The following is a 24,868-nucleotide window of genomic DNA, read 5'->3' on the forward strand; positions in this document are numbered from 1 at the left end:
TCACCGAGGCGTCAGCGCTCGGCGACCCCACGGTCTTCGAAAAACAGAAACAGCGCTATCGCGGCGAGTCCGACGCTCAAGACGCCGGATGCAACGCCGAACAGCAGGAACCGCATCCCGTCGAGGAGCCAGAGCACGGCCAGTATCGCGACGTGGAGGACTCCGACCACGTAGAGGATCGGTCTCCAGAACCGGCTCACGTACAACCCGACCCCGAGGAGAAAGCTCCCGGCGATCGCGAAGAACTGCGGTTCGCCCGCCGTGTACCCGACGTACCCGTTGATCGCGGCGACGCCCAGCGAGAGGAAGACGCCGGTCCAGTGGATCCAGCTCCACGACGAGACGTCGGCGATCAGCCCGTCCGGTTCTGCAGTTGCCATGTGGGCGCGTCTACGCTACAGGGTATAGTTATAAACCCAAATGCGGCGGTGCGGCGGCGGGACCGGCCGGCGTGGCGGGTCGCTATTCGTCCGGCGACGACACCCGCACGACCTGCTTGCCGATGTTGTCGCCCGAGAAGAGGCCGAGGAAGGCGTCGGGGGCGTTCTCTAACCCCTCGACGACCGTCTCGCGGTGTTCGAGGTCGCCGGTCGCGACCCAGCGTCCGAGCCGCTCGCTCGCCTCGCCGAACCGGGTCGCGAAGTCGCCGACGAGCAGCCCTTGGACCCGCGCGCGGACCGGGATCAGCCCGGGGAGCTTCCGCGGTCCGGTCGGGACCTCCTCGTCGTTGTAGTGGGCGATCTGCCCGCAGACCGCGACCCGCGCGTCGAGGTTCAGCTTGGTGAAGACGGCGTCCGTGATGGGCCCGCCGACGTTGTCGAAGTACACGTCGACGCCGTCGGGTGCGGCCTCGTCGAGCGCGGCGCGGTAGTCGTCCGTGGTCTTGTAGTTGATCGCGGCGTCGAAGCCGAGGTCGTCGGTGAGCCACGCGGTTTTCTCGTCGCTGCCGGCGAAGCCGACCACGCGACAGCCGTTCCGCTTGGCGATCTGACCGACGACCGACCCGACCGCGCCCGCCGCGCCGGAGACGACGACGGTGTCGCCCGGCTTGGGCTCGCCGACCTCCAGCAGGCCGAAGTAGGCGGTCCGGCCCGGCATGCCGAGGACGCCGAGGTACGCCTCCGGATCGGCGACGGACGGGTCGACCGGCGCGACGTCGTCGGCGTCGAGCGTCGCGTAGTCGCCCCACCGGCCCTCGCCGGTCACGAGGTCGCCCGCCTCGTAGGCGTCGCTCGCGCTCTCGACCACTTCGCCGACGACCCCGCCCTTGAGCGCGTCGCCGACGTCCCACGGCTCCGCGTACGACTCGGCGTCGCGCATCCGACCGCGCATGTACGGATCGACTGAGAGGAATCGCGTCCGGACGAGGAGTTCGCCGGGGGCAGGCGACGGAACGTCCGTCTCGCGCAGTTCGAAGCAGTCCTGATCGGGCTCGCCTTCGGGTCGCTCGGCGAGCAGCCACTCGCGGTTGGTGTTCGTCACGGTCGGCCTTGACCGCAGTGACCCAATAGGGTTTGGACGCCAGCAGGGAGCGGGGGCGACTCGGGTGGACGCGCGGCGCCGTGGGGAAGACAGCACGGATCGGTCGGGGAGAGGTCAATCGCGCTCCGCGCGGATCCGCTCGACGTGGTACTCGATCACAGAGGCGTCCTCGTTGAGCGAGAAACGCAGCGCGTCGCCGTCGTACGACGCGTCGACCGTGACCCGGAGCGGGGACTCGGAGTCGACGTGCGCGCGGTCCGAGTCAGTCAGGAACGGCAGCGACCACAGAGACGCCTCGCGGACGTCTCTCCCCCGTTCGAGGTAGAACGCCTGAAGGACGGGGTGCGTGAGCACGGCGAGCGAGATCGGTGCACGGAAGAAGCGCCCGCAGTCGTGACACTGCGCCTCCAGCACCGGCGCCCCCGCCTCCAACACGACGCCTGACTCGATCGCCCTGTAACAGCTCGGGCAGACGTCGCGGGTCACCAGGTCGAGATCCTGTTGTCCGAGCAGCGCCGCCAGCGCCGTCACCTCCGGGAGCGGTCGCTCCTCGACGAGGCTCCCCGGGAGGTAGTCGCTGTGGTTGAGATGGCCGTTGTCGCACTCGACGAGGAGTTTCCCGGCCTCGTAGCGGGCGCGGACCGTCTCGCCGCAGGCCCGGCACGGCGCGTTCAGGGCGGTGGGCCCCGACTGCCCCTCGGAGCCGAAGCTCCGGGACAGAACCGCGCCGACGACCTTTTGTCCGGCGGCATTGAGTTCGTAGCCCGCGTCCGTCTCCTGAACGAACCGCCCGGTGAGCCTGTCGAGGTGGTAGTTGAACCGCCCCGAGTCGGAGACACCAACTCGCTCCCGGAGCTCGGAGAAGCTCGCCCCCGGGCTCCGGGGGTCGTCGACCCGCTCTTGGACCAGCGCCTCGAGGATACCGATGCGTACCTCCTGACCGAGCGCGTCGAACGCCGCCGCGGCCTCGGGATCGAAGTCAGTCATCGTCTGGAAGGGTACCGGATCGTATCGCGCCTCAGGTTGATTGGTCTACCGGTCGCAGGGACCACGAGCCGATCGGGACCCTCAGCGTGCCGCGACGGTCGGATCGGAGCGGTTCGCGCGGCTCACGCGTCGTGTGTCGTCCACCGCAAATGGCCGAGAGGCGTGTTTTCGCCCCGTTTCCAAGCCTTTCGCGCTCGACAGTGGAGCTTCGCGAGCGCAGCGCCGCCGACGACCGCGGTCGTCGTGGCGGGGTAGCTCGCGGACAGGACGACCGCGACGGGCAACAGGACGAACGGGACGACCCCGGCCGCCGTCCGCGGAGGCGGCGCTGTCGTTTCGTCGCGTCTGCGGGTCGACACCGGACCGGTTGCGTATCCTACCATATCAGTTCGAACGGATCGCACACCCATAATAGTAATCTGAATGATATTTCTGTAGCGCAGTTTACTGAAATTCAGTTCACCACCGCGGCCGACGGGGTCGCCGAGGCGATACCCCGGACACGCCGCGCGGTTCCCGTGCGTTCGAAGTCGATTGGGCGCCCGCGGACGGTCCGGTCACCGCTCGCCGAGCGGGATCCGCAGTCCCTCCGTCGTTCGCTCAACCGCGGTGTCGAACGCCGCGGAGCGCTCGGCGACCGTCTCCCGGACCCACTCGGCGACCTCGCCGTCCGCCAGCGTCGCCGTCTCGTCGACGATTTCGATCGGTTCGACGACCAGCTCGTCGAGGTCGCCGTCGCGCACGACGAGTTCGAAGAGCGCGCTCCGCTTGTTGCGGACGCCCTGGCGGTCCTGATAGCTGACGTAGTCGTCGACGAAGTCGCCCGCGTCGTAGATGATCGGGCGTCCCTGATACACCTCGACGCCCTGCAGCACGTGCGCGCTGTGGCCGTGGACGACGTCGACGCCCCGCTCGATCAGCCACCGGCCGAACCGCTCGTGGACGGCCCGCGGCTCCGTCTCCCAGTTCGGCCCCCAGTGGAGCGAGGCGACGACGAGGTCAGGGTCGTGGGCCGCCGCGCGATCGAGGACCGCCTCGACGAGCGAGCGCGTCGCGGATCGCCCGGGGTCGAGCGTCGCGAAGGCGGTCCCGGGCGTCGACGCCCCCGCCGCGAACTCCCGAGACTGATCGGTGAGGCCGAAGGCGGCGACGGTGCGGTCGCCGGCCTCGAACACCGCGGGTTCGAGCGCGGACTCGCGGTCGGTGCCGGCGCCGGCGTGGGCGATTCCCGCCTCGGTCAGGTGCGTGTCGGTGTCACGGAGCGCGCGCTCGCCGTAGTCGAGGACGTGGTTGTTCGCGAGCGAGACGAACGACGCGTCGGCGGCCGCTAAGGCCGGAATCGCGAACGACGGGTCCGACCGGAAGTAGTACACCTTGTCGGGCCACTGCGTGCCGCGGTCGGAGATACAACACTCGAGGTTCGCGACGAGCCCGTCGAGATCCCCGAGCCGCGGCAGCGTCGACCCCCAGACGCCCGCGGGGTCGTCGTCGGCCCACCGCTCGTTGACGCTGCGCCCGAGCATGAGGTCACCGACGAACCCGATCCGCGCGTCGACGTCGGCCGCGTCGAGGTCGTCGCGGGCCGCCCGGTCACCGTCTCGCCGACCGGACGGCAGCGCGGCGCAGCCGGCGACGCCGGCGAGTCCGGCGACGCCCGCCGCCAACAGGCTTCGACGCGTTCGCATTAATTACTGGTTCACTGAGCGGTGATTTGAATTCTCCGGCTGTTAAGTCTGATCACCCCGAGTATCAGTCGTCACCGGGCTTGTACGCACCTGACCGCTTTTCGATCGTATACACCCAGAGCAAGCGATCGTCGTGATCGGCTTCGCAGCCGAGGCGAAACGCACCGATCCGGAGCTTCGAATGTGGGACGCCTGTGAGCGGTTCCAAATAGTCGGTCGGTTCACGCCACTGGTCCGTTACAATCTCGTCGAGTTTCGAGACGATACGCTCCTGCTCGTGGCGTTGCAATCTCTCATACTCGCGTTTTGCTGGATCGCTGAACGCCCAGTCCCAGTCGTCACTCCCCGCCATCCGCGCCCTCGCTCAGGCGTGTTTTTATTTCGTCGCTGCTGTAGGTTTCCCCGTCGCCGGTCCGCAGCTGATGTTCGCTCGTCGCGATATCCTTCCAGCCAGACCGCGAAAAGGCCGGATGTTTCACTGCGTCTCGGAGTGCCCACCGGATAAACTCACTTCGAGACGGGAAATCCTCCGCACGCCACGTCGCGTCGAGATCGTCAAGAAACGCCTCCGGGACTTTCAGCGTGATCGTGGTCATGTTGGGGTCGTTGTTACCCCCGGAATCTGCGTCGGACATACCAGAGTATTACCATTGTGTTACCTAAACGTTGTCGGCGGCCTAGATGGATTGCGTCACTAGCTACCCAGACCGACGCTAGCCTTTTGTATGACTGAGAAAAAGTAATAATAGAAAATAGTATGAGTGAAACAGAGTCTGAAAAGGTGGTCTCTGTGTCGTCGCGGGGACAAGCGACCATCCCGAAAGAGTTCCGCGAGGAGTTGGGTATCGACACGCCCGGCCGTGTGAAGTTCGTTCGGACCGAGGAGGGCGACATCGTTGTACGTCCTATCCACTCGGTGACAGACCTGCGTGGGATTCTGAAAGACAAAACTGACGACCAGGGGCGCTCGGCAACCGAGCGTCTTCAGAAGGAACGCGAAGCGGACAACGCCAGCGAAGCAGCGTTGCGGTAGCGCTACACCAGTGAAGCCAACCGACCCGGCCTATCCGTTCACCAAGAGCGGTTTCTAGGAGTTGAGGGATTCACTAAGGAGCTCAACGCACGCTGGATCTAGATCCAAGCACAACATGTCTCTCACTGACTGGTTAACATCGAAAACAGCTTTTGTACGTCAGTGACTGTAAATTCGCCGTCGCCGTTGATATCCTCAAACGTCCCATCCCCGTCTGGATCTGTCGCCTCCGTCGATGCCGATAACTCGTCATTAAACTGTTCGATGGACTCATCGGCAAGGCTCCGTTGGTGGAACTCTACAATATCGTCAATTGCTGGCCGTGGCGTGTGGCCCTCACGCTCGTATATTTTGAATGCTGCCGTGACGTTCTGATCCTCATAGACGGACTGACAGTACGGCATCCGGTCGCGCTGCATGTTTGGTCCGTACACGTCAAGCGCGATTTCCCGCTGTGAGTCGCTCCACGCGTCACCGTACGGCAGCGTGTCGTTGAAATCAAGCGCCCCCATGTAGAGAAATTGATTGACGTCGCGGAAAGCCTCAATATCGAACGATTCTCCGGTAAGTTCCTCAATATTTGCGGCGCCAATCTGGTAGTTTAGCGTGTGACCTTCCGCCTCCGTGATCGGAAGAAACGCGGTTCCATTGATTCCTCCCGCCGACACAGATAGTACCTCATGAGGATGAAGCGCGGCAAATCGGTTGACGAAGTTCCCTGAGGCTGAAAAGCCGTTGAGTATTATTCCCGCTGTACTAGCTGTGTACTCTTGATCAGCAATTACGCTACGCGCATCCTTGACCATCTGGATAAGCTGCTTGTCAATCCGGGCCAAGTCACCGTCGTCAATCGCCATCGTCTCCGTGTCCAGCTGGTGAGTGTAATGTCGCCAGTCAACAGGCTCTGATTCTGGTCGCGGGAAAGCTGGCACAAGCAGCGGCACGCCCAGCCGACCGCTGATCTCTCGCCCACTCCCGCCGTTATGATCACCACGTGCGGTGTCGCGGGCAGCAGCGAGATGCTCGTCAAAATTATCGGTTGCTGTTCCGGTATTGTTTGGCTCAACGAGTATTGGGCCCGACGCCTCCTGGGACCGCACTCGGGGTACGTATAAAAAGTACGGATAGTTGAATCCTGCTGCGGGGTCTGCATCGACCCGTGTTACTGAGAGTCCATCGGTAAACGTGACACTGTCATCGATAGTTATTGACGCAGTGTCTCGGGCGAGCGAATTTCCGCCGCCATCGGGATACAGAGAGATAGACATTTGTACGTCTTGCCGAACGATCTCTGTCAACTCAAGCGTGTACTCGGTCGTGTCGATCCCGGATTCAAATTCTCCTCGGTATACCGTTTGATCGTTTTCGGTCCGTACAGTCACCAATACGGGCTCTGCCGTTTTCAACTCAGCAAGAACAATCGTGTCGCCTGGGGTCGTCTGATCATTAAATACGACTGCTGTTTGGTCGCTGGTGGCTGCTGCCCCGCTACCGGTCCCAGTACCTGCCAGTACTGTAGAGCCCACTCCAGCGCCTACTGCCAGCTGGAGTGCGCGTCGTCTCGACAGGTTCGATGGAGTCTGAGAGTGGCCAGACCGGTTGTTCCGATTAGACATTATTTGTAACTACGCACACAATTGTAGAGTTTAATGTTTATTTAATAATACCGTAGTTTGAATTCTGGTAGAAAGGGTACCGACAGGATGGAGATATACCCTGTAATAATGAATTTATACTCACATAGAGGATACGAGCGGAATCTTATGGGAATGAAGCGGCGGGTTTGTGGCTCACCTGACCCGGATCGACATGGTTTCAGATGGACCTTTGTAGGGTTAAAGCACCAGAGCATGCCCTCGTGAGGCCATAGCCACCAGCGTTCTAGACGAACTCTCAGTAGGTAGCTGATTGTTCAGAATATGGGGGTTGTCTGAACAGTTATTTTAGGACTAGAAAATGTACTACTTGCATATCTACCGATTGATATGTTGAAGTTACTATGACGGTCAAGGAAGGTCAATCATCGTATTGATGTCAAATTTTGATCGACCATATTTTGAGGTATGGTTAGATTTATTATATTACTATCTAAATATACCGGTGAGATGAAACCTGTCAGAATGTGCCTCGGAATCGTGGTTATAGCAACTATTTTACTCGCTTGTACGAGTGGTGCATCAGCACAGAGCGTTGGCGAGCCGATATGGGAACAAGGGGAAATTTCAGAACCGGGTCAGGTCTATGAAACGAATGACACGATATATATTGCGGACGGGGATGCAACCAACTTATACGCTGTTGACATCGAAACAGGCGGGATCAAGTGGCGTCGTAGTCTCCCAACTGTAAGCGATGAGCCTACTCAGCTTGTTGTTGGCGAAGATTACGTTTATCTTGTGCTTGAGGATTGGCGTAGTCGTTATCATAGTGACCGTCTTTTAGTCTTTGATAAGGATGGAAATGGTCTTGTCTGGTCAGCCGAGTTCAATGATAGAAGACTCAGTAGTACCAAAATAAAGCCAACTGATGACGGGCTCTTGCTGTTTGATACCGATGATTATCCTTCTGAGCAGATATTAAACTTCGATAAAAAGACGGGCGAGGTTACACGGTCGCTAGCTGTGGCACCTGAGATCGACGGTGAGCCTGAAAAAGTCGTCCTTACTTCTGATTACATTACAGTAGGAAACGAATCCAGTGTGTCGACTATTAATGCGTTTACCGGAAAAGTTGTATGGACACAGCGCTACGGGACGGTTGGTGCTGTCGGCGGTGATGAAACGTTACATGTGGTCGCAGGAAGCGACCCAGAGAGTGACGAATTCACATCTCACTTGATTTCTTATGACATCTCATCACAAAGGCGTACTAATGACGCTGATTTCAGGTACGCTAGTACCAAAGCGAAAATTGTACACTCTGACGAAGTGGTTCTGATTAGAAATCGAGAAGATGATAGAATAATTGGATATAATACAACAACTGGTGGGCTAGCTTACGATGTTAATCAAGACACCTACGACTATTCTATTGGGACCAGTAAGAACCACTTTATTGCTGGAAATTCATTCCGAGATATAAAGACTGGTGAGCAAGTAGCAACTGTTGACGAATCAATAAGGTTCACAGGATTTCGCACTCCTGTTGGGCTGACAAACAGTACTGCGATTGTTTGGGGTTATAATTCCAATTCAGATGCTGAAGACTCCCTTATCGGTGTTAAATCACCAGTAGAAAGAGAATCACCGCCTTCTGTACTTTCTAGTCCTGTGACTGACCCCGATAGCGATGGATTATATGAGGACGTAAACGGTGATGGAGATTACTCTATCGTTGATGTTCAAGCTCTATTCGCGAATCTCGATTCTGACGCTGTACAGCAAAATCCGGAAAAGTTCGACTTTAATGACGATGGTAGCGTCACCATCACTGATGTCCAGGCTCTATTCTTCCAATTGAGCTGATTTTAGCAGCTCCTTTATTGGTATTACTGTATAAAATGCCAACGTACAGGACAGTGAGTCAGTACCGGCTTGAGGACCGCGCCTGTACTGCTGACTGAAAAATGCGTTCTGCGTTCTGCTGAGGCTCAACACTTCCAGAAGTGTGTGAGATCTTGCCCCGCTCTCGTCGGTCTGATCAAGCCAGATTCGCTTCCCGTCTCTATCCCAGAAACCCACCATCCGTCTTCAGTTAAGACTCACACCTCGGTTGTGTAGCGGTAGCGAGCGTCTCTTGTAAGATCGGTCGCTGCTTGTGGATCTTTTGANCATCCGTCTTCAGTTAAGACTCACACCTCGGTTGTGTAGCGGTAGCGAGCGTCTCTTGTAAGATCGGTCGCTGCTTGTGGATCTTTTGAGCGTCTTCGATCAGTCGTTCAAGCAGCGGCGGTGGTGAGTAGCCGAGATACTCACCCAGTTTGTGGAGGAAAAGCTGGGCGTGCGACCGAAAGGTCGCCGCCCAGCGCTCTGTCGGAAACACGAGCTCATCATCCGCCTGCTCAGTGACCAGATCCAATAAATCGCGGCTTACAAGCAGCGACAGCAGTGCTGCGTACAGTAAGATCTTCACCACGTGTTCGTCGCTCGTGTCGAACTCATCCAAGTTGTACTGAGTCTTCAGCTCACGGAACAACAACTCAACTTCCCACCGACATCGGTAGATCTGCGCTAAATCGGCCGGGAAGAACTCTTTTCTCACCAAATTCGTCATGTACAGATGGTAGTCGTCGGCGTCCTCGTCGCGGACGCCGACGACGCGGAACCGCTTCGTATCCAGCGACTGCGTCCCGTTGTACGGTCCTCGTTTGAACTCGACTTCGACCTCTACATCGATGTACTTCCGGTCGAGATCGTCGAGAACAGATCGGAGCTGCTTGCCCTCCAAGGGAATGGCGCGGCCGCGCCATTCCCGTAATTCCGACGTGATCATCGGGTTCGCGTTCTTCTTCAACCGGCTGACGAAGTAGCCGTCGTTCTCGTCGATCAGCGCAAACCGGCGGTACTTGAAGTAGGCGAGATCGAACAGCATGAGGCGGTTCTCAAGCCATGGCCCTGTCTTGAACAGGGTGCTGTCGTGTGCTTTCTCGTCAGCAGTATCGATCCGTTCAACCGTCTGCTTTGTGGCATTGTGGAGCAGGTGGAGCTTCGCTCCAGCCTGCTCCTCATGGCGGGCTTCGAACTGATCTGAAAGAAACTCGTGTAACCGCAACACCGTTCCATCAGCGATCATCACATCTCTGAACCGGTCGATATCAGCAGCTGTCGCGTCAGGAACAGCGACCTCGTCGAGACCGCGCTCGACGAGGTCGCGGAGGTACTCCGCAAGCGTCGGAGTCAACCGCTGATAGAACCCACTCGGTGAGATCGTCTCATCGGCAGTCGAGTTGTAACAGCGTCTAAAACCGGCGAGTGTTCGGCTTTCGCCTGCGGCGAAGCCGAACACGAATGTCCAGACGAAGGCAGGAATCTGAAGCTTTCGGTCACGTTCGACCACGCCGAGTTCCTCGGCGTGCTCTTTGAGGAACTCAGAGGGAAACAGTGTAGTGAGCCGACGCATAATCCGAGATGAGGAGTCCTTGTCGTGCACAGACTGGACTTCCTCATTCCTTCCGAAAGATGTCTCGATAAGCCACCGCAGTCACACGGTTTCTTGCTTAACTGAAGACGGATGNTGCACAGACTGGACTTCCTCATTCCTTCCGAAAGATGTCTCGATAAGCCACCGCAGTCACACGGTTTCTTGCTTAACTGAAGACGGATGCAGAAACCCACCTTTCTGGGATACTCACATTAGTACTAAGTATAGGTCTAAATGTAGGGCTAATCAGTCATGCCGAAATCAACGGTCAATCAGGGCGCGAATGGACAGTTCAAAACGACGGTGCCAAAAGGGCTCGGAGAAGCGATGGATCTCGACGGGAGAAAACTTGAGTGGAAGGTCAAATCGGGATCTACGCTGGAGGTGACGATCGTCGATGAGTAGCGCCGTTGGATACATTCGGCTGTCTCAGGACGGCATGTCTCTCGAACGCCAGCAGCGAGACGTCGAAGATTACGCCGAAGCCGCAGAGATGCAGCTCGTCGAAGTGTACAACGAGGGTCGACGTTCGTCCGGTTTCGACGAGGACCGGCCAGAGTATCAGGCGATGCTCGACAGTGTCGACGGCGGCGACGTGGACGCGGTCGTGGTCCCGAACTTCTCGCGGCTCTCTCGCGATCGGAAGCACCGACTCCAGCTGCTCCTCGACCGGGAGGATGTCGAGCTCCACTCCGTCGAACTCGGTCGCGCCGTCGATCTCAACGACGACTGGGAGCTCGTGCAACAGTCGATTCGGGCGACGACTGATGACGTCGAAAAGCGAAAAGAGATCGAGAGGTCGAAGCGGGCCACGTCGGAGCGTATCGAGAACGGCTACGATCACGGCCGGCCTCCGTACGGGCTGGAGTTCGACGACGACGGCGAATACTGGGTTCCGGGAGAGGACTTTGAGGACGTACTCGGTGTGATCCGACTCCGAAACCAGGGACACACCTACGCGGAGATCAGCGAGGAGGTCGGCATCCCAACGTCGACGGCGGCCCGAATCGGATCGCGGAAGGAGTTCTACTTCGAGCGACAAGATCTCGTCGACGAGTAGCACTCCGGATCCGATTCCACACCAATTGTCGGATACTGAAACTTGAGAATTTAGAGTATGGACTCCGCTAGCCTTTGATCTCTCCAGCACCGGAAAGACGAATGTCGCGAGTGGTAACTAGAGTCTGAGTAGATGGCAGAGATATAGCCTTCACGAGTCGAACCTACGGACATCTGCGTGAAACTACGCCTCAATGTTGGAGGTTTGGATTGCCAGGCTGTGATTTGTAGCCGAATACGGGATTCGCGTACAGTATAAAGATCGATCCGCGGCTACGAACAGTTTGCTGGACTAGTCATAGAGTCACCTCTTCGCCTTCTAGGTCTGATCTTACGACTGGTTGCTCTTTCTGTGTCACCGCCCAGATTTGAGGTGCGCCTGAGAAGTGGAGGTACAACGAGTGGAATTGGACGACCCAGCCGAAGGCAATCCAGAGGTAAGCGAAGACCACTGTTGCGACAATACGGCGTGGCGTCATCGACATCTGAATTTCCGGGTCGCGGAAGACCGCATACAGGAACGAGATCGCGCGCTCGGGAAGGAGGAACATCGCGAGCCCGAGAGCTACAGCTGGAGATAAACCAAGTGGGTTTTCAAGCACAATAGTTGGAAGCGTGAGTGCTGGAAAGATCGTGAAGAGTGGCGCACTCACAGCAAGGAACAGAAGCCAAGAGAGGCCGAAGGTCCGACGGACTCCGAGACTGCGCCACGAACGGAACACGGGGCCGATGCGCCGAGCAGCTACCTGTGCCCATCCTCGAGACCACCGCTCGCGCTGTTGGAGTAGTGACATCCATGTCCCGGGAAGGAGTTCTTTCGCGACCATTTCGGGAACATACTCGATGTCCCAGTCCGTCTCAAGGTATAACCGGGTCGTCAGGTCAATATCCTCAGTGAGCATCTTGGGATTAAATCCATCGACCGCCGGAAGGACCTCCCGACGGATCACGGCTGCCGATCCGGCGAAGTGAGCTGCAGCGAGGATATCATCACTGAAGGACTGGTCGATCCAAGTGCTGTGCTGGCGTTCCATACTGGTGAACCAGGACAGTAGCGAAGTATCTGGATACATGGCAGACTTCCGGCCCTGGACGATTCCGACATCCGGCCGAGCTGACAGCACTCTCAGAGCCTGAGTGACAAACGACAGACCAACTACTTCGTCGGCGTCGAGAACTAGAGCGTAGGGCGTTTCAACGAGGTCCCAAACTTCGTTGAGGTCGCCACCCTTTGACCCGCCGGTCCCCTCAACGACTCGGACCCGGTCGGGGTAGTCGTCCTGCACTGCGCGCATCAGTTCAGTTGTACCGTCCGTCGATCTAGCTGCCGGGACTAAGAGGAACGGCAGGGGTGAGAGTGCGGCTACGTTATTCCGCAGAGATGCCGAGAGTGCGTTAACGTCATTCATTGCCGAGACAACCACTGTAACCTCTCTATCTTCGAGAATTGGTGTGGGCTCACTGTGGGAGTCCTTGCGGTCGCGACGCCACACGTTGACAAGCATCGCGTAGTTGAGCGCTACGCCAACGAGGAGGAGAGTAATGAAGCCAACAAAGACCGGGGCAAACAACCACGGAATCGCGACAAAGACGCTCAGCACGATCCCGTTCACAATAATGAACACTACCATTACGTGTAGAGTCACGGCCATGGTGGGACCGGCGACCCATCGAAGTGTAGACGGAGACGACTGAGGCGCGCTAATCATCGCAAGCGCGACGATTGCTGCCGTGCCGGTGATCGTCACAAAGAAGCGACTGACGGGAGATTGGAGCGTCAACGCCCCAGATGGAGCACTGAGAACGATCAAGGTTGCTCCGAGAATGCCGACGACAATTGCACCGAGCAGCAGAGTCTCCCAACGCTGCCGATCCAGCTTGCCGTCGACTGTATCTGTCATCGATGAGAGTGTCCGCGCCCAGAACGTGTGAAGCAGCAGCGATGCGAACCCACTTGCGTACAGCAATAGCCCTGCTCGCGGTACTATCGGTTCACCCAGAACCGTAAACAGTGACCCCGCAAATATCGCACCGTGGCTCAATACCAACACTACAACGCGCACCCGAAGAGAAAGTCTAACAAAGCTGATGTCGACAGTGAGGAGCAGCGCCTGAAAGGCAGTGGCGAGAACCATTAGTCGGACTGAAAGTGGAACATCGACGACGCTCGTGAATACATCTGCCGCGAATGCCACGCCAACGACAAATGAGAATCCACCGACGGCAGTAACAGCGAAAGGCAGCCACTCCTCCGTATCACGCATCAGTGTCATCCGAACCTCAGTCGACAGAGAAAATATGGCTAGGACGCCACCACCTATCGCAAGGAGAGCGTACCCAACTAATCTGGTATCCGGACCGAGTCCGACGCCGATAATTCCAGAGACCGCAATAGCGATCGCTAGGGCCCAAACGGAGATGTAAAGCCATCTTGGGACCACGTTACGGTCTGGCCACGATTCGAGCCTGCTAACCGAACTGCTCATAATCCCTTGACTGCCTGACTGGTCGCCGCGGCGATCCTGTTTATAAATCCATCATTAATCATTATCAGTATTTTTACCATAAACTGTCATCTAGACGCTTTGATGGTATATAACGGCTCTGTGAAATACTCAGAGATTGACAGGTGCAGGTTGCTGAATACAGAGATTGGGGCTTGTTTAGACGCGTGATATCACGGTTGTGAGTGACTGACGACCTGTTCTATGTTTCTGACGGTGGCCTTTAGAACGAGTTCTCTAAACTGGCCAAACCACGTTCTGGCACGTAACGTCTCACCGAACCGACTCTTCAAGGCGTAGAAGATCGCCTTGACGAATGAGCGGCGGTGGTAGATGTCCTCGTCGTGACGAGCGTTGTGCGCTTTGTCGAGCGGGTAGAACTCACGATGTTTTATGACTGGACGCACGCCAGCGTCTCTGAGTTCGTGCCGAAGCGCGTCCCAGTCGTAGCCTTTGTCGGCGACGACGGTGTTCAGCTGCTCCAAATTTCTGGTGAGCACCTGCCGGCCGATCTGGGTGTCGTGCGGCTGTTTCATCGAAAAATGTACGTCGATGACCGCCGTCGAATCGCAGTCCACCAGTGCCGTAGTTTTGATATCGTCGAAGTTGTAGCCGACGCGGATCACGTACTGCCGACTGGCTTTGTGTCGCTGAAAGCCAGTTGCGTCGATTGCCTGCACTTCGCCGAACTTGTGGAGTGACGCAGACGCTCGCAAGAGAACGCGCCAGATACGCATCTTGAGATCCTGCTTTCTAGTACAAACCGTGGTAAAATTCGGGAGCTCGTCAACCGAAAGACCGAGTTTACCAACGATGTTTGGCATCTCTGCCAGCACGTCAAGCAACCGCCGGTACGGCTGATCGAGATACTCTCTGAGACAGTGAAGTGCGACGATTACCCAATCTGCATAACCACCCTCACCCGTCTCAAGTGGTGGATCTGGGTCACCAACGACAGCTTTTTGAAATAAATCGACGCAACGGTCGGTAAAGCGGGCGAGTTGGGTGGGCATACTCAACTCTTCCCGCTTCAATCACCCATACTTCCGGGAGAGAACGCCTCTACACAGCGTCTAAACACGGCCCGCGCGTTGTATTCAGCATAACCGCTAGAATGTGTCACCGGCATAGGATTTCAACAGAGCCGTAGCACTCTAAAAGCAGAAACCGAGCCAACCTATTGAACCGGCTCGACTCGAGCTGAACCGTCGTCGGTCTCTTCGAACACGAGATGTCCCTCGATGATGTTGCCGTCGTCATCAACGAGTCCCATCTCACGGAGCGTCTCTTTCGGGACCGTCACTCTCCCACTACCGCTCCCGGTATCGCTAACCTTCCTAATCTCACACATCGGCTTGTATTATTTGGATAACTTATTTATAGGTTCTGAATAGACTGGTAAGGTTTTGCAGATTCACCAGAATACGGACGTTTAGACACCCAACGCTATGACTTCAACTCACACCATGACCCTGGTGTCTGAGGCCGGAGGTGCGTGCTGGGTGTGACAAGCAGCACCGACGGCGACGACGGACTCGACGAGGCACAGCAGCGGCGTTGGAGAGACTGGAGTGCGGTTTCTGCGGGAACTGACGCGACACTCGGACCGCAGCTCCTGTGTCTCGTCGGCACGATCGCCGGCAGCTTCGCAGCCGTTGCGCTCGTGCTGGCCGTGACGCTATCCGACAGCTCCGCGCTGGCTGTTGTCTCTGGCGGCCTCCCGATCGCGATCTGTTGGTGGCCGCGTACGACTACGGCAATCTCGCTCGCGGCGAATAGGTGAGCACAGGCGCGTGCGTACTCGACTCCGAGGCGCGGAGGGTGCCCCCTGCGCACAACAGGAGGTGAGCAGCTGATGCCACTCGCTGAGATGCTCTCGATGGTCGGCGTCGGTGGCTCGATCGGCACCGCCATCTCCGCCGACGTCGCACTCTACCACGGCCGCTCGCTGCTCGCGTTCGCAGCGCGAATCGGCACGTGGCTCCGCATCGCTGGCCTGCTCAGCTTCCTGCTCGTCTTAGCGTGGACTGGCCTGATTCCCGGCGCCGACCTCACGATCCAGCTGGGCACGCTCTCGGACGAGATGGGCAAATTGTGGAGTGTGATACTCAAGCCGTAATTAAAGAGGGTGCTTCCCTGATGTTCGAGCACTGTCCGACGACGGACACAAACTCGACCACGAAACCGACGGACTCGCGGAACGGGCGCAGTGTCCGGACTGCGGCACGGTTCGGAACGGTGGTCTGATCGACTGGCTCCTCTGGCGACTCCCGCCGCAGGCTCGCGACGGGGTGATGGGCACGCTTCGCGTCGCATTCGAGCGAGAGTGCGTCACGCCGGGTCGCTCGATGGCGCGTTCCGTTGCGCTGGCGGTTCTCGTCGGTACACTCGGAGCTCGCGGCCTTGGTGCAGCGGCGGGCGTCCTCGCGGGAATAGTCGTCTACACTGGGACTCTTGAACTCTCTGAGCGGTTCGCCGACGACGATGTTGACGCGGACGCGACGTGGCGAGAGGCAACGAGCATCGTTGACGCGGCCGGTCTCGCGGGACTAGCAGTCCTCTACCGCGACGGGATCTGGGGCGCGCTCAAGCCGGCCCTCTCGACGCTGACGACGCTGTCGCTGCCGTCGCTCGGGTCGATCGTCATTACTGGGACGGAACTAGGGCTCTTTGTCGGCGCAGCCGGCGCTGGTGGCTTCCTCGCCGTCTCGGCCGGGATTGCAGTCCACGAGGGGTACCACTACGCTGCGTTCCCATTCTGCGGCCACGACGCCGATGTTCGACTCTGGTACTACCGAGCCGGAGCTCACCGTATTGGTATCTTTGGCGGCTCGGTCGCACCGCGCCCGATGACGGCGCACCTCCCGGACTGGCAGGCCGCGCTCGCCGGTGCCGCCCCGCTGGTGATGTGGGCACCGCTGTTTCTGGCGTCGAAGTTCGTGGTGGCCGCGTTGCTGGCGTTACAGGCGTTATCACCTATCGCCGCCGGTCTTGTTAGTGGCGTAGGAGCTGGCTGGGCCATAACAGCAATCCCGTCGGGGAGCGACTTCCGCTCAATCATCAAAGGGGATCATAAATGAGAACACGACTGGCAGACGGCGGTCAACGAGGGCCACTGTCAGGCGGAGGGCTACGCGGAGGTGACTGTGTGAGCGCGCTCAATAGCGAGATCCCGCCCGTCGCCTGCGTGCGCTGTGCTGTGTGAGCGTCGCATCCGTACGCCTCACTCCCAAGCGTGTGGGCGCGTTCGAGAGTGAGCAGAGAGTTGAGAAACTTGTTCAGCTGGCAGAGTGATCAGCACCGGGAGCTACTCGGCTGGACACACGGTCTCAGCATTTCTTAGGCACAAGTTACCCGATAATACAGAGTATAATTAATAATGTATACTCAGAGATATGTGTATGGAAAATTGGGTGAATTTCGCAGAATTCGACCAGACGCATTACGTCGATACAGAGTACGCCCTCCAAGGCAGTGGTTCTCTCCGAGTAGAGAGCATACGGGACAATACGGAAGCGACGATTTATTCGCCATCACTCGAAACCCAGAATAATAACGCTGCATCGGAAGGGCGAGTTAAAACAGCAATCCGTCGAACTAGTCGCGTATATATTGGGATGTATGTCAGATTTGTGGATATTGACAATCACTATTTCATTGTTGGAGGGCAGTTCGACGATTTGAGGGGGTTGAGACTATATAAGAGAGAAGATGGACAGACCCAGCTTATAAATTCAGTAGAATTTGAAACATTCTCTGACCGAACAGAAATATATGATGAACCGAACTGGATTCCGTTCCGAATCACGTGGCATGAAGACGATCTAAACGGATTCCGTATCTGGGTTCAAGAGGACGCAAATGAGGATGGAGAATGGAGCGATGTCGGCGGCGATGTCGTTGATCCGGACCCGAGTTTCGGCCCAAATGAGTCCACGACAGGCAGTGGGATTGGATTTGGGAGCAATAGTGCCGCAGTTGGGCCCGATGCTGACGATGATTTATCCAGCCTAGAAAACGGGCTCTGGTTCGACCGGACCCAGCTATACTACGATACAAATGCGTAGTGATACCCACGGAGAATGTGGCGAAGAATCAGCTGCCGCTGCCGTCCATCGACGGACCGTTCTTAAATTAGCCGGCGGCAGCGGCCTCGTGGGGATTACCTCCACAGAGTCCGTTACTGCCCAATCAGATGAGTATCCAGAGGCGTTTGATTCGCCGCTTGTCCATGAGCAACTGTGGGCCCCGGATCGACCAACGTTTGCTGACACTCCAGTTCACGAACAGCTCTGGACTCCAGACCGGCCTGCGTTTGCTTCGGAGTCAATTCACGAGCAACTCTGGACGCCAATCCGACCCGAGTTCGCTGATGAGCCGATAGTGACTGAAATCTGGGGCGAACAGACCGGGCCAGGAGATATAACTGGAAACGGAAACCCTGCCACAGATCCTGACGGCGACGGTGTGTATGAAGACGTCAACGGTGATGGGGACGCTACTGTGTCTGACGTCCAAGCGTTATTCGCAAATCAGGACACGGCAAGTCAATACCCAACTGCGTTCGATTTCAACGGCGATGGGGAAACGACCGTGCTTGACGTCCAAGCGCTATTTGTCGAGTTGTAGCAAACACTCTGTCAGGAACCACAAATTATATCGAGAGCAAGGAGAATACCTGCGGCTTGAGCCGCAGGATGAATCCGACAACTCGGAATCAAACCACGTTCGACGTGCCTGTGCGAGTTTCTAATCCGTACTTTGAAGTTCCACGAACTGGCATACAGCGGTAAGGTCAGGTCGGAACGGAGCGGATTCCGAACCGTCCTTCGGAGGTCGTTCGAGAGAGCTGCGCTCTCTCGTGATGACGAAAATCTTCGATTTTCGGACCACGGCCTGTCCGCCCACGTAACGAGGTAGTATCCGAAACGCCGACGTGGTGAACGCGAATCCTCGAAGGGTTCGGCTCCGTGCCCGTCGGTCGAGCAAATCCGACGATACCTCCGAGTCCATCGACGTGTCAGCGACTCCCTACTGGCAAAAACAACAGATGTGAGTCACCGATACCGAGGATAGGAGTAACGGCCATTTGGCATGGCCAGCCAGCCACCGTCACGATGGCTGGGTTAGATGTGGACTCCCGTAAAGTGGCGGCACCCGTGGTTGCGAACCTGAAACTCCCACCGCTCGGGATTCCTCCGCCTTCAGACGGGGGAGGATGTCAAGATGTCTGTTGCTGCTACAGTTGTGATTGAACGGTAACGAAATTCAAATATTTAAGCGGATCGCGGAGTGACTGACGCAGTCACTTCCGCGAACAGCGCTTGCACGTCAGCGACTGTCGCTTGTCCGTCGCCATTAATGTCGAACTGCGACGGATTGGCTTGGATAGCGCTGTCGTCCGTGTTTGCGATAGCGCCAGGATATCAAGGATCGACATCGCCGAAGTCGTTTAAATTGTCCGGGCAATCGACGGCGAGGAGCGTGCTGCTGTCGTCGTCGATCTGCCTGAGGAAAATGGCATCCGTCGAGTCGATACCGAACATACGTGGCCGTCAGCAGCCAACGTCAAATCTCGCTACGCTCTACGCTCGGCGATGCCTTCGCGCTCGGGACCGCAGCACACGTTGACGGGATGTTGCTTGTTGGTGCCGCTGGTGATTACGACGACATCACGGAGGTTCAGATCACTCGGTTCCGGATCGAACCAGCGTAGTAGGGTGAGGGAGTTTTGCTCTCCGACCCGTCGCTTACACCGAGTTCGACGCGCGTTGGTTGCGTCTCACCGACCCGCTACCGACGGTGAACCCACCCCGGAGCCAAGCCCGGGCCAGTCGCCGTATACACTTTCACACGATGGGACACGTTACGGGACGCCTCACGCTCCCTCTGACTCCGCAGTCAGTACTCGATCGCCGCGGAGTACCGGTCCAACACGAGGACGAACGCCGCGCCGGCGACCGCCGCGAGCGCGAACCGCGGCGCGGCGGCGCGCCACGACTCCCCGCTCTCGGCGAGTCGGAGCGACACCTCGACGAGGGGCGCCCGGAGCGCGCCCACGACCAGGCTGACGAGGAAAGCGAGCGTCGCGGCCCGGGCCCGCGCGAGCGCGTAGCGGATGGCGTGGGCGACCGTGAACAGGCCGACGACGCCGCCGACGAGGAACGTCACCACGGGCGGGACGGTCTCGAGGAGCGCGTCGCTCCCGTCGCCGGTGAGGAACGCGACGAGCCCGTCGACCGCTCGGCTCACGGTGCCCGACATGTACTCGTACTGGCCCAAGACGACGAGCAGGAGCGACCCGGAGATCCCCGGGAGCACCATCGCGCTGACCGCGACCGCGCCGGCGACGAAGACGACCGGCAGCGAGCTGCCGAGCGCGGTCGACGCGTACCCCGACGCGAGGAAAGCGAGCAGGAAGCCCGCAGCGGCTGCCGCCTTGCGACGGGGCGTGTCGAGCGCGACGCCGCCGAGCAACACGCCCGCCGACGCCGCGATCAGCCCGAAGAAGAAGCCGTACGTCGCGACCGGCCGGGTCGTAAGGAGGTAGTTGACGCCGCTCAAGACGGCGACGACGGCCGAGCCGATGCCCGCGCCGAGCACGAGGAGGAAGGCGCCGTCGATCTCGTGGAACGCGGCGCGGGCGTCCGGGATGTTGGCTGGTCGGACGCCCGTGAGGATCCGTTGGATCCGTCCGGGGTCGATCGCGGTGACGGCCGCGATCAGCCGCTCGTAGATGCCGACGATGAGCGCGATGGTGCCGCCGGAGACGCCGGGGACCGCGTCCGCGCTCCCCATCGCGACGCCTTTCAGATACAGCGTCGCCCACTCCCGGAGGCCGGCCATCGCTGGTTACGCGCTCGTCCCGTCCCGGGGCGTTGCGACGACCGCCGTCGCGTCCGCGACGACCGGGCTCGCGGGCGTGATCGTCGCGCTCTCGTTGCCTGAGCCGTCGCCGCCGTCGGAGCCGCTCCCGTCGACCGGACAGTCGGGGTCGCCGCTCGGGCAGTCGATGACCTCCTCTTCGAGTTCGACCGTCGCCGCGGCGTCGTCTTCGCCGACGACCTGCGCCTCGGTCACCTCGACCTGCCCGACGCGCTGGGTGGTGTACAGGTCGTCGCCGGTCGTCCGCTCGGTGGTGACGGTGTACGCCCCGGTCGCGCGGACGCTGGTGTTGGTGTAGCCGTTGTCGGGGCCGAACTCGGCGTAGCCGGTCGTGGAGTACGGCACCGTGAGCTCGAAGTCGCCGTTCGAGTCGGCTTCGGCGTACTGCGTGTACTCGAACGTCTGGCCGGAGGGCTTCTGCATCTCGACGGTCGCCTCGACCTCTGCGCCGGGCTGGGCGCCCGATCCTTCGATCGTCGCGCCGGGCACTCGTTCGAACGTCTTCACGTAGTCGTCCTGGAACGCCTGCAGGAACGGCTCGCCGAGGATGTCCTCGACGCTGGTCCCCTCGGGGACGAGCTGCTGGAGCACGCGGACCTGCAGCGCGGAGGGCGACTGGCCCTTGGCTTGGGAGGCGTGGACGAGCCGGTGGTGTTCGAGGGCTGCGACGCGCTCGGAGGGCAGGTCGCCGACGCCGCCGATCTGGGCGCTGCCGTCCTCCTCGACGTACTCCCGGGCCGCAGTCATGTTGTCGAACTGTTTCATCGTGGCCGTCCGGTCCTCCGGGATGACGCTGACGTCCACCTGGTCGCCGCTCTGCGTCTGAGCGGTCCGCGTCTCCCAGTCGACGACGACCGGTTCGGGGTCGACCGCGCTGCCGTAGTGTTCGTAGAGGCGGATCATCTGGCTCTCGTGGTAGCGCTGGGTGTTCACCTGCATCACCGTCTGGAACCCGCCCTGCTCGGTCTGCTGGTAGAGGACGCGGTTGAAATCAGAGCGCGTCTCGTTGCCCGAGTAGAACGTGACGGGCGCGCCGAACTTGGAGTTCGGCGAGGCCATCTGCCAGTCGACCATCACGTAGCGAGTGTTCTCGCCCTCGTCGCTCTGGCTGGCGAGGACTTCGCGGGACTCCTCTTCAGTCGGCGCGAGGAGGTAGTCGGCCGCTTCGCCCGCGTTCTGTTGGAACGGATTCGCGTTCGGGATGCGCTCCGCGCGAGTGGTGATCCAGTGGCCGTAGTCCCACCACGACTGCACGCCGTACGCCCCTTCCGGGTAGTCGAAGTCGCCGTCGGCCGGGCGCTCGTAGGTGCCGTACAGCTCCATGGGGTTGTCCGCGCCCTCGAGCTCGCCGGGCGTGGGCGTCTCGTCGTTCATCCACTGGAGGCTCCCGTCCCACTGGGTGACGCCGCCGGGGCCGGTGTTCGCGCCGGCGGCCCAGACGGGCGTCGCCATCGCGACGAGCGGGACGATCAGGACGACGACGAGCGCGATGGCCGTCATGGCCTGCCACCCTTCGATGTCGCGGAGGTTGTCAAGCGACCGGAGGCTGATAGCGTCGAGCGCAATCTGCAGGAAGTACGCCGCGCCGACCGCGACGATCACCGCGAGGTAGTAGTTGAAGCGGGTCTGGGTGAACGCGGCGCTCCCGATGAACGCCGCCCAGACGATAAAGTAGAGTTCCTCGGCGTCGTACTCGACGAGGAACGTCGCGCCGACGAGGAAGGCCGCGGCGATGACGAGCCCGACCACCTGCCAGCTCACGCCGACGACGCCGTCGATGGCGCCGTAGAGCTGGGGGACTGCGTAGACGGAGCCGACCACGGCAAGTGCGGCCGGGATGTAGAGGGTGTGGTTGGTGTCATCGGAGCGGTAGAGGGGGCGCGCGAGGATATAAAGGATCGCGGCGAGCGCGAGGAAGAACGCGAAGCCGTACTGCGAGAGGACGAACTCAGAGAAGGCGGCGTTCTGGAGCGGGGGTTGCCCCTCGCCGATCGTCTGGAACGTGGCGCGAGCGCTAAAGCCGATGAAGTTCAGAAGGTTACTGGTGAGCGTCGACCACAGCGAGGGAAGCGCCAGCCAGACGACGCCGGCGGACGCGAGGATGAGCCCGCCGACGGCCGGGGGATACGTGTCCACTTCGAGTTCGCGCGACTCCCACTGACGGGCGAGCCACGCGAGGAAGACGGAGCCGAGCGCGACACCGAGCGGGAGCACGACCTGCGTGAGCGAGTAACTGGTAACGCCGAAGGAGAAATTGTCGAGCGGAATCACCTGCATCAGCCCGGCGACGCCCATCGACACCGCGCCCGCGAACGCGATCGGCTCGGGACTCGTGTCGTGATACACGTCGCTGGTGATCTTGATCGCGAGGAAGACGCCCGTGAACCCGACCATGAGGACGCCCGGCTGCCACGTCCACATGTAGAGGCCGAGCGCGACGCCCGCCGCGGCCGCGTACGCAGTCGGACGCTTGAGTGCGTCCCAGTCGCGGTCGACGACGAGCTCCCACACCGGTGCCTCGCGCTCGGCGACCGCGAAGGCGACGAGGAACGCGAGGACACCGAGGCTCTGGAAGAGGACTTCGGCCGCGCTGTGGTCGGGGAACCCGACGAGACTGTAACTGAAGAAGGTACCCGGCAGGAGCGCGAGGACGACCACGGCGGCGACCGCGGCGAACCGGTCGACGAACCGACGCGCGATAAAGTAGGTCGGAATCGCGACGAGCGAGCCGGCGATGGGCGCCATGATGAGCATGACCTCCTCGGTGCTGCCCATGATCGGCCGGGCGATCCAGATGCTGACCGCCATGATGTGGTCCCACAGCGTCCCGAACTGGCCGGCAGACCGGCCGACCGGGAAGCCGGTCCAGACGTCGAAGGGAAGGGTGTTCGGCCAGTTCTCGAGAAGGTAGCTCGTCTCGCGGAAGTGGTACCACGCGTCGTTACCGCGGAAGTACACTTCGCCGTTCTGGATGAAGTTTCCATACGATCGGAGGCGGGTCCACAGCATGAAGGCCACGGCCACCAGGAGGAGCGGGACGTGGTACCACCGTTTGAGGACGTCGAGGGGTGACCCCTCGTCGTCCCCGACGGCGTCGGTTTGCTGACTCATTACACGATGTCACTCTCAAAACCTCCATAAGACTTGTTATATACCGCTCGGCAGTGGGTTCAGAATCCTTATTGATCCGGGGGGAAAAGTCGGCGACAATGAAGGTCTCCGTCGTCGTCTGCACGTACACGATGGATCGCTACGAAGTCTTCACGGAGGCCGTCGAGAGCGCGCTCGCGCAGACGTACGACCCGGTCGAGGTCGTGCTCGTGATCGACGGCAACCCCGAGGTGTACGAGCGGGCGGTCGAGGATTTCGGCGATCGCGAAAACGTCATTATCTCCGACAACGACGAGAACGAGGGCATCTCGTACAGTCGAACGCGCGGCGCGGAGCTGGCGTCGGGCGAGATCGTCGCGTTCATCGACGACGACGGGGTGGCCGAGGAGGACTGGATCGCGAAACTCGTCGAGGTGTACGAGGAGACGGACGCGATCGCGGTCGGCGGCGACGTGCGCCCCAACTGGCAGGGCGAGCGGCCCGACTTCTTCCCCGAGGAGTTCTACTGGCTCGTCGGCTGCGTCGAGCCGGGATTCGCCGAGGACGGCGAGGAGATCCGGAACACGTACGGGTCCAACATCTCGTACCGTCGCGACGCGTTCCGGGAGGTCGGCGGGTACGACCCGAACACGGGTCGAAAGGGCGACAAGCATCTACAGGCGCACGAAGCGCCCGTCGGAATTCGGCTGCTAGAGGAGTTCGGACAGGGAATGGTGTACACAGAGGACGCTGTCGTCCATCACACGCTGTTCGAGTACCGCGGGGAGTTCCGGTGGCTGGTGTTCCGGTCGTTCTGGCAGGGGTACTCCAAACGCGTGATGGATATCCTGTACCCGGACGCGCCCGACGCAAAGGGGGACTACCTGAAGTGGTTGTTGACAGATCGGGTGCCACGTCGGTTGGAGGGGTTGGTTCGGTCACCGTCGACGGCCGCGGTGACACAACTCGGGGCGATCGGGGCGTTTACTGCGGCCGTCGGGTTGGGGTACCTGTATGCGTTGGCGACACCGGGGTTAGTAGAGAAGGCGAACGCCTGACTAGTC

23 protein-coding genes are annotated in these 24,868 nt (G+C 59.8%); 10 read left to right on the plus strand and 13 right to left on the minus strand.

Going from position 1 to position 24,868, the window contains the following annotated elements; translation table 11 throughout:
• Positions 1-11: 11 nt before the first annotated feature.
• The 6 genes from C468_RS16240 to C468_RS16270 form a co-directional block, all read right to left on the minus strand.
• Positions 12-380: a hypothetical protein gene (locus tag C468_RS16240; protein ID WP_008849990.1), complete on the minus strand. Its 369-nt coding sequence runs from the start codon at positions 378-380 to the stop codon at positions 12-14.
• 82 nt (positions 381-462) lie between these two features.
• A complete protein-coding gene (locus C468_RS16245) occupies positions 463-1,482 on the minus strand; it encodes an NADP-dependent oxidoreductase (protein ID WP_008849991.1) in 1,020 nt (339 codons plus the stop codon).
• Positions 1,483-1,596: 114 nt separating this feature from the next.
• Positions 1,597-2,469 (minus strand): winged helix-turn-helix domain-containing protein, encoded by an 873-nt coding sequence (locus tag C468_RS16250; protein WP_008849992.1) that lies wholly within the window; start codon positions 2,467-2,469, stop codon positions 1,597-1,599.
• 557 nt (positions 2,470-3,026) lie between these two features.
• Entirely contained in the window at positions 3,027-4,154 is a 1,128-nt protein-coding gene (locus tag C468_RS16260) for a CapA family protein (RefSeq protein ID WP_049912298.1), read from the minus strand.
• Between the two features lie 64 nt (positions 4,155-4,218).
• A complete protein-coding gene (locus C468_RS16265) occupies positions 4,219-4,506 on the minus strand; it encodes a type II toxin-antitoxin system RelE family toxin (protein ID WP_008849995.1) in 288 nt (95 codons plus the stop codon).
• A complete protein-coding gene (locus tag C468_RS16270) occupies positions 4,493-4,789 on the minus strand; it encodes a ribbon-helix-helix domain-containing protein (RefSeq protein ID WP_049912299.1) in 297 nt (98 codons plus the stop codon). The genes C468_RS16265 and C468_RS16270 overlap by 14 nt, the downstream gene beginning before the upstream one ends.
• A gap of 122 nt (positions 4,790-4,911) precedes the next feature.
• On the opposite strand from C468_RS16270, the gene C468_RS16275 reads away from it, so the two are divergent.
• Positions 4,912-5,187 carry an AbrB/MazE/SpoVT family DNA-binding domain-containing protein gene (locus C468_RS16275; RefSeq protein WP_008849997.1) on the plus strand — a complete coding sequence of 92 codons (276 nt, stop codon included), beginning with the start codon at positions 4,912-4,914 and terminating at the stop codon, positions 5,185-5,187.
• 122 nt (positions 5,188-5,309) lie between these two features.
• Here C468_RS16275 and C468_RS18750 read toward each other — a convergent pair whose 3' ends face one another.
• Positions 5,310-6,803 (minus strand): PKD domain-containing protein, encoded by a 1,494-nt coding sequence (locus C468_RS18750; protein ID WP_152422950.1) that lies wholly within the window; start codon positions 6,801-6,803, stop codon positions 5,310-5,312.
• Positions 6,804-7,250: 447 nt separating this feature from the next.
• Between C468_RS18750 and C468_RS17730 the strand changes: the two genes are divergently transcribed.
• Positions 7,251-8,651: an outer membrane protein assembly factor BamB family protein gene (locus C468_RS17730; RefSeq protein WP_080510664.1), complete on the plus strand. Its 1,401-nt coding sequence runs from the start codon at positions 7,251-7,253 to the stop codon at positions 8,649-8,651.
• Between the two features lie 319 nt (positions 8,652-8,970).
• On the opposite strand, the gene C468_RS16285 is transcribed toward C468_RS17730, so the two are convergent.
• A complete protein-coding gene (locus C468_RS16285; RefSeq protein WP_008849999.1) occupies positions 8,971-10,245 on the minus strand; it encodes an IS4 family transposase in 1,275 nt (424 codons plus the stop codon).
• A gap of 273 nt (positions 10,246-10,518) precedes the next feature.
• On the opposite strand from C468_RS16285, the gene C468_RS18755 reads away from it, so the two are divergent.
• Both C468_RS18755 and C468_RS16290 read left to right on the plus strand, forming a co-directional pair.
• Positions 10,519-10,671 (plus strand): hypothetical protein, encoded by a 153-nt coding sequence (locus C468_RS18755; protein WP_169330915.1) that lies wholly within the window; start codon positions 10,519-10,521, stop codon positions 10,669-10,671.
• The gene (locus C468_RS16290) at positions 10,664-11,326 is read left to right on the plus strand and encodes a recombinase family protein (protein ID WP_080510665.1); all 663 of its coding nucleotides are present in this window, start codon (positions 10,664-10,666) and stop codon (positions 11,324-11,326) included. The genes C468_RS18755 and C468_RS16290 overlap by 8 nt, the downstream gene beginning before the upstream one ends.
• Positions 11,327-11,621: 295 nt before the next feature.
• Here the strand turns inward: C468_RS16290 and C468_RS16295 are convergent, their stop codons facing one another.
• The 3 genes from C468_RS16295 to C468_RS18395 form a co-directional block, all read right to left on the minus strand.
• On the minus strand, positions 11,622-13,811 hold the full coding sequence (locus C468_RS16295; protein WP_080510666.1) for a glycosyltransferase: 2,190 nt from the start codon (positions 13,809-13,811) through the stop codon (positions 11,622-11,624).
• 191 nt (positions 13,812-14,002) lie between these two features.
• Entirely contained in the window at positions 14,003-14,842 is an 840-nt protein-coding gene (locus C468_RS16300) for an IS5 family transposase (protein WP_080510667.1), read from the minus strand.
• Positions 14,843-15,006: 164 nt separating this feature from the next.
• Positions 15,007-15,180, minus strand: coding sequence for a hypothetical protein (locus tag C468_RS18395; protein WP_161609733.1), 174 nt, complete (start codon positions 15,178-15,180; stop codon positions 15,007-15,009).
• Between the two features lie 153 nt (positions 15,181-15,333).
• On the opposite strand from C468_RS18395, the gene C468_RS16305 reads away from it, so the two are divergent.
• The 5 genes from C468_RS16305 to C468_RS18270 all read left to right on the plus strand — a co-directional run bounded on the left by C468_RS16305 (position 15,334) and on the right by C468_RS18270 (position 18,458).
• Positions 15,334-15,612 (plus strand): hypothetical protein, encoded by a 279-nt coding sequence (locus tag C468_RS16305; RefSeq protein WP_008850003.1) that lies wholly within the window; start codon positions 15,334-15,336, stop codon positions 15,610-15,612.
• Positions 15,613-15,684: 72 nt separating this feature from the next.
• On the plus strand, positions 15,685-15,948 hold the full coding sequence (locus tag C468_RS16310; protein ID WP_152422951.1) for a hypothetical protein: 264 nt from the start codon (positions 15,685-15,687) through the stop codon (positions 15,946-15,948).
• A gap of 175 nt (positions 15,949-16,123) precedes the next feature.
• Positions 16,124-16,909: a hypothetical protein gene (locus C468_RS16315; protein ID WP_008850005.1), complete on the plus strand. Its 786-nt coding sequence runs from the start codon at positions 16,124-16,126 to the stop codon at positions 16,907-16,909.
• Positions 16,910-17,230: 321 nt separating this feature from the next.
• Complete coding sequence (locus C468_RS18265; protein ID WP_152422952.1) at positions 17,231-17,896, plus strand: hypothetical protein; 666 nt, start codon at positions 17,231-17,233, stop codon at positions 17,894-17,896.
• A gap of 88 nt (positions 17,897-17,984) precedes the next feature.
• The gene (locus C468_RS18270; protein WP_152422953.1) at positions 17,985-18,458 is read left to right on the plus strand and encodes a dockerin type I domain-containing protein; all 474 of its coding nucleotides are present in this window, start codon (positions 17,985-17,987) and stop codon (positions 18,456-18,458) included.
• A 1,272-nt stretch (positions 18,459-19,730) separates the two neighbouring features.
• On the opposite strand, the gene C468_RS16325 is transcribed toward C468_RS18270, so the two are convergent.
• The gene (locus C468_RS16325) at positions 19,731-20,675 is read right to left on the minus strand and encodes a DUF368 domain-containing protein (protein ID WP_008850007.1); all 945 of its coding nucleotides are present in this window, start codon (positions 20,673-20,675) and stop codon (positions 19,731-19,733) included.
• 6 nt (positions 20,676-20,681) lie between these two features.
• Positions 20,682-23,825, minus strand: coding sequence for an oligosaccharyl transferase, archaeosortase A system-associated (locus C468_RS16330; RefSeq protein ID WP_008850008.1), 3,144 nt, complete (start codon positions 23,823-23,825; stop codon positions 20,682-20,684).
• Between the two features lie 98 nt (positions 23,826-23,923).
• Between C468_RS16330 and aglG the strand changes: the two genes are divergently transcribed.
• Entirely contained in the window at positions 23,924-24,862 is a 939-nt protein-coding gene (aglG, locus tag C468_RS16335) for a glucosyl-dolichyl phosphate glucuronosyltransferase (RefSeq protein WP_008850009.1), read from the plus strand.
• The last annotated feature ends 6 nt before the right edge of the window (positions 24,863-24,868 follow it).

The organism is Halorubrum kocurii JCM 14978, assembly GCF_000337355.1.
Lineage (GTDB): Archaea > Halobacteriota > Halobacteria > Halobacteriales > Haloferacaceae > Halorubrum > Halorubrum kocurii.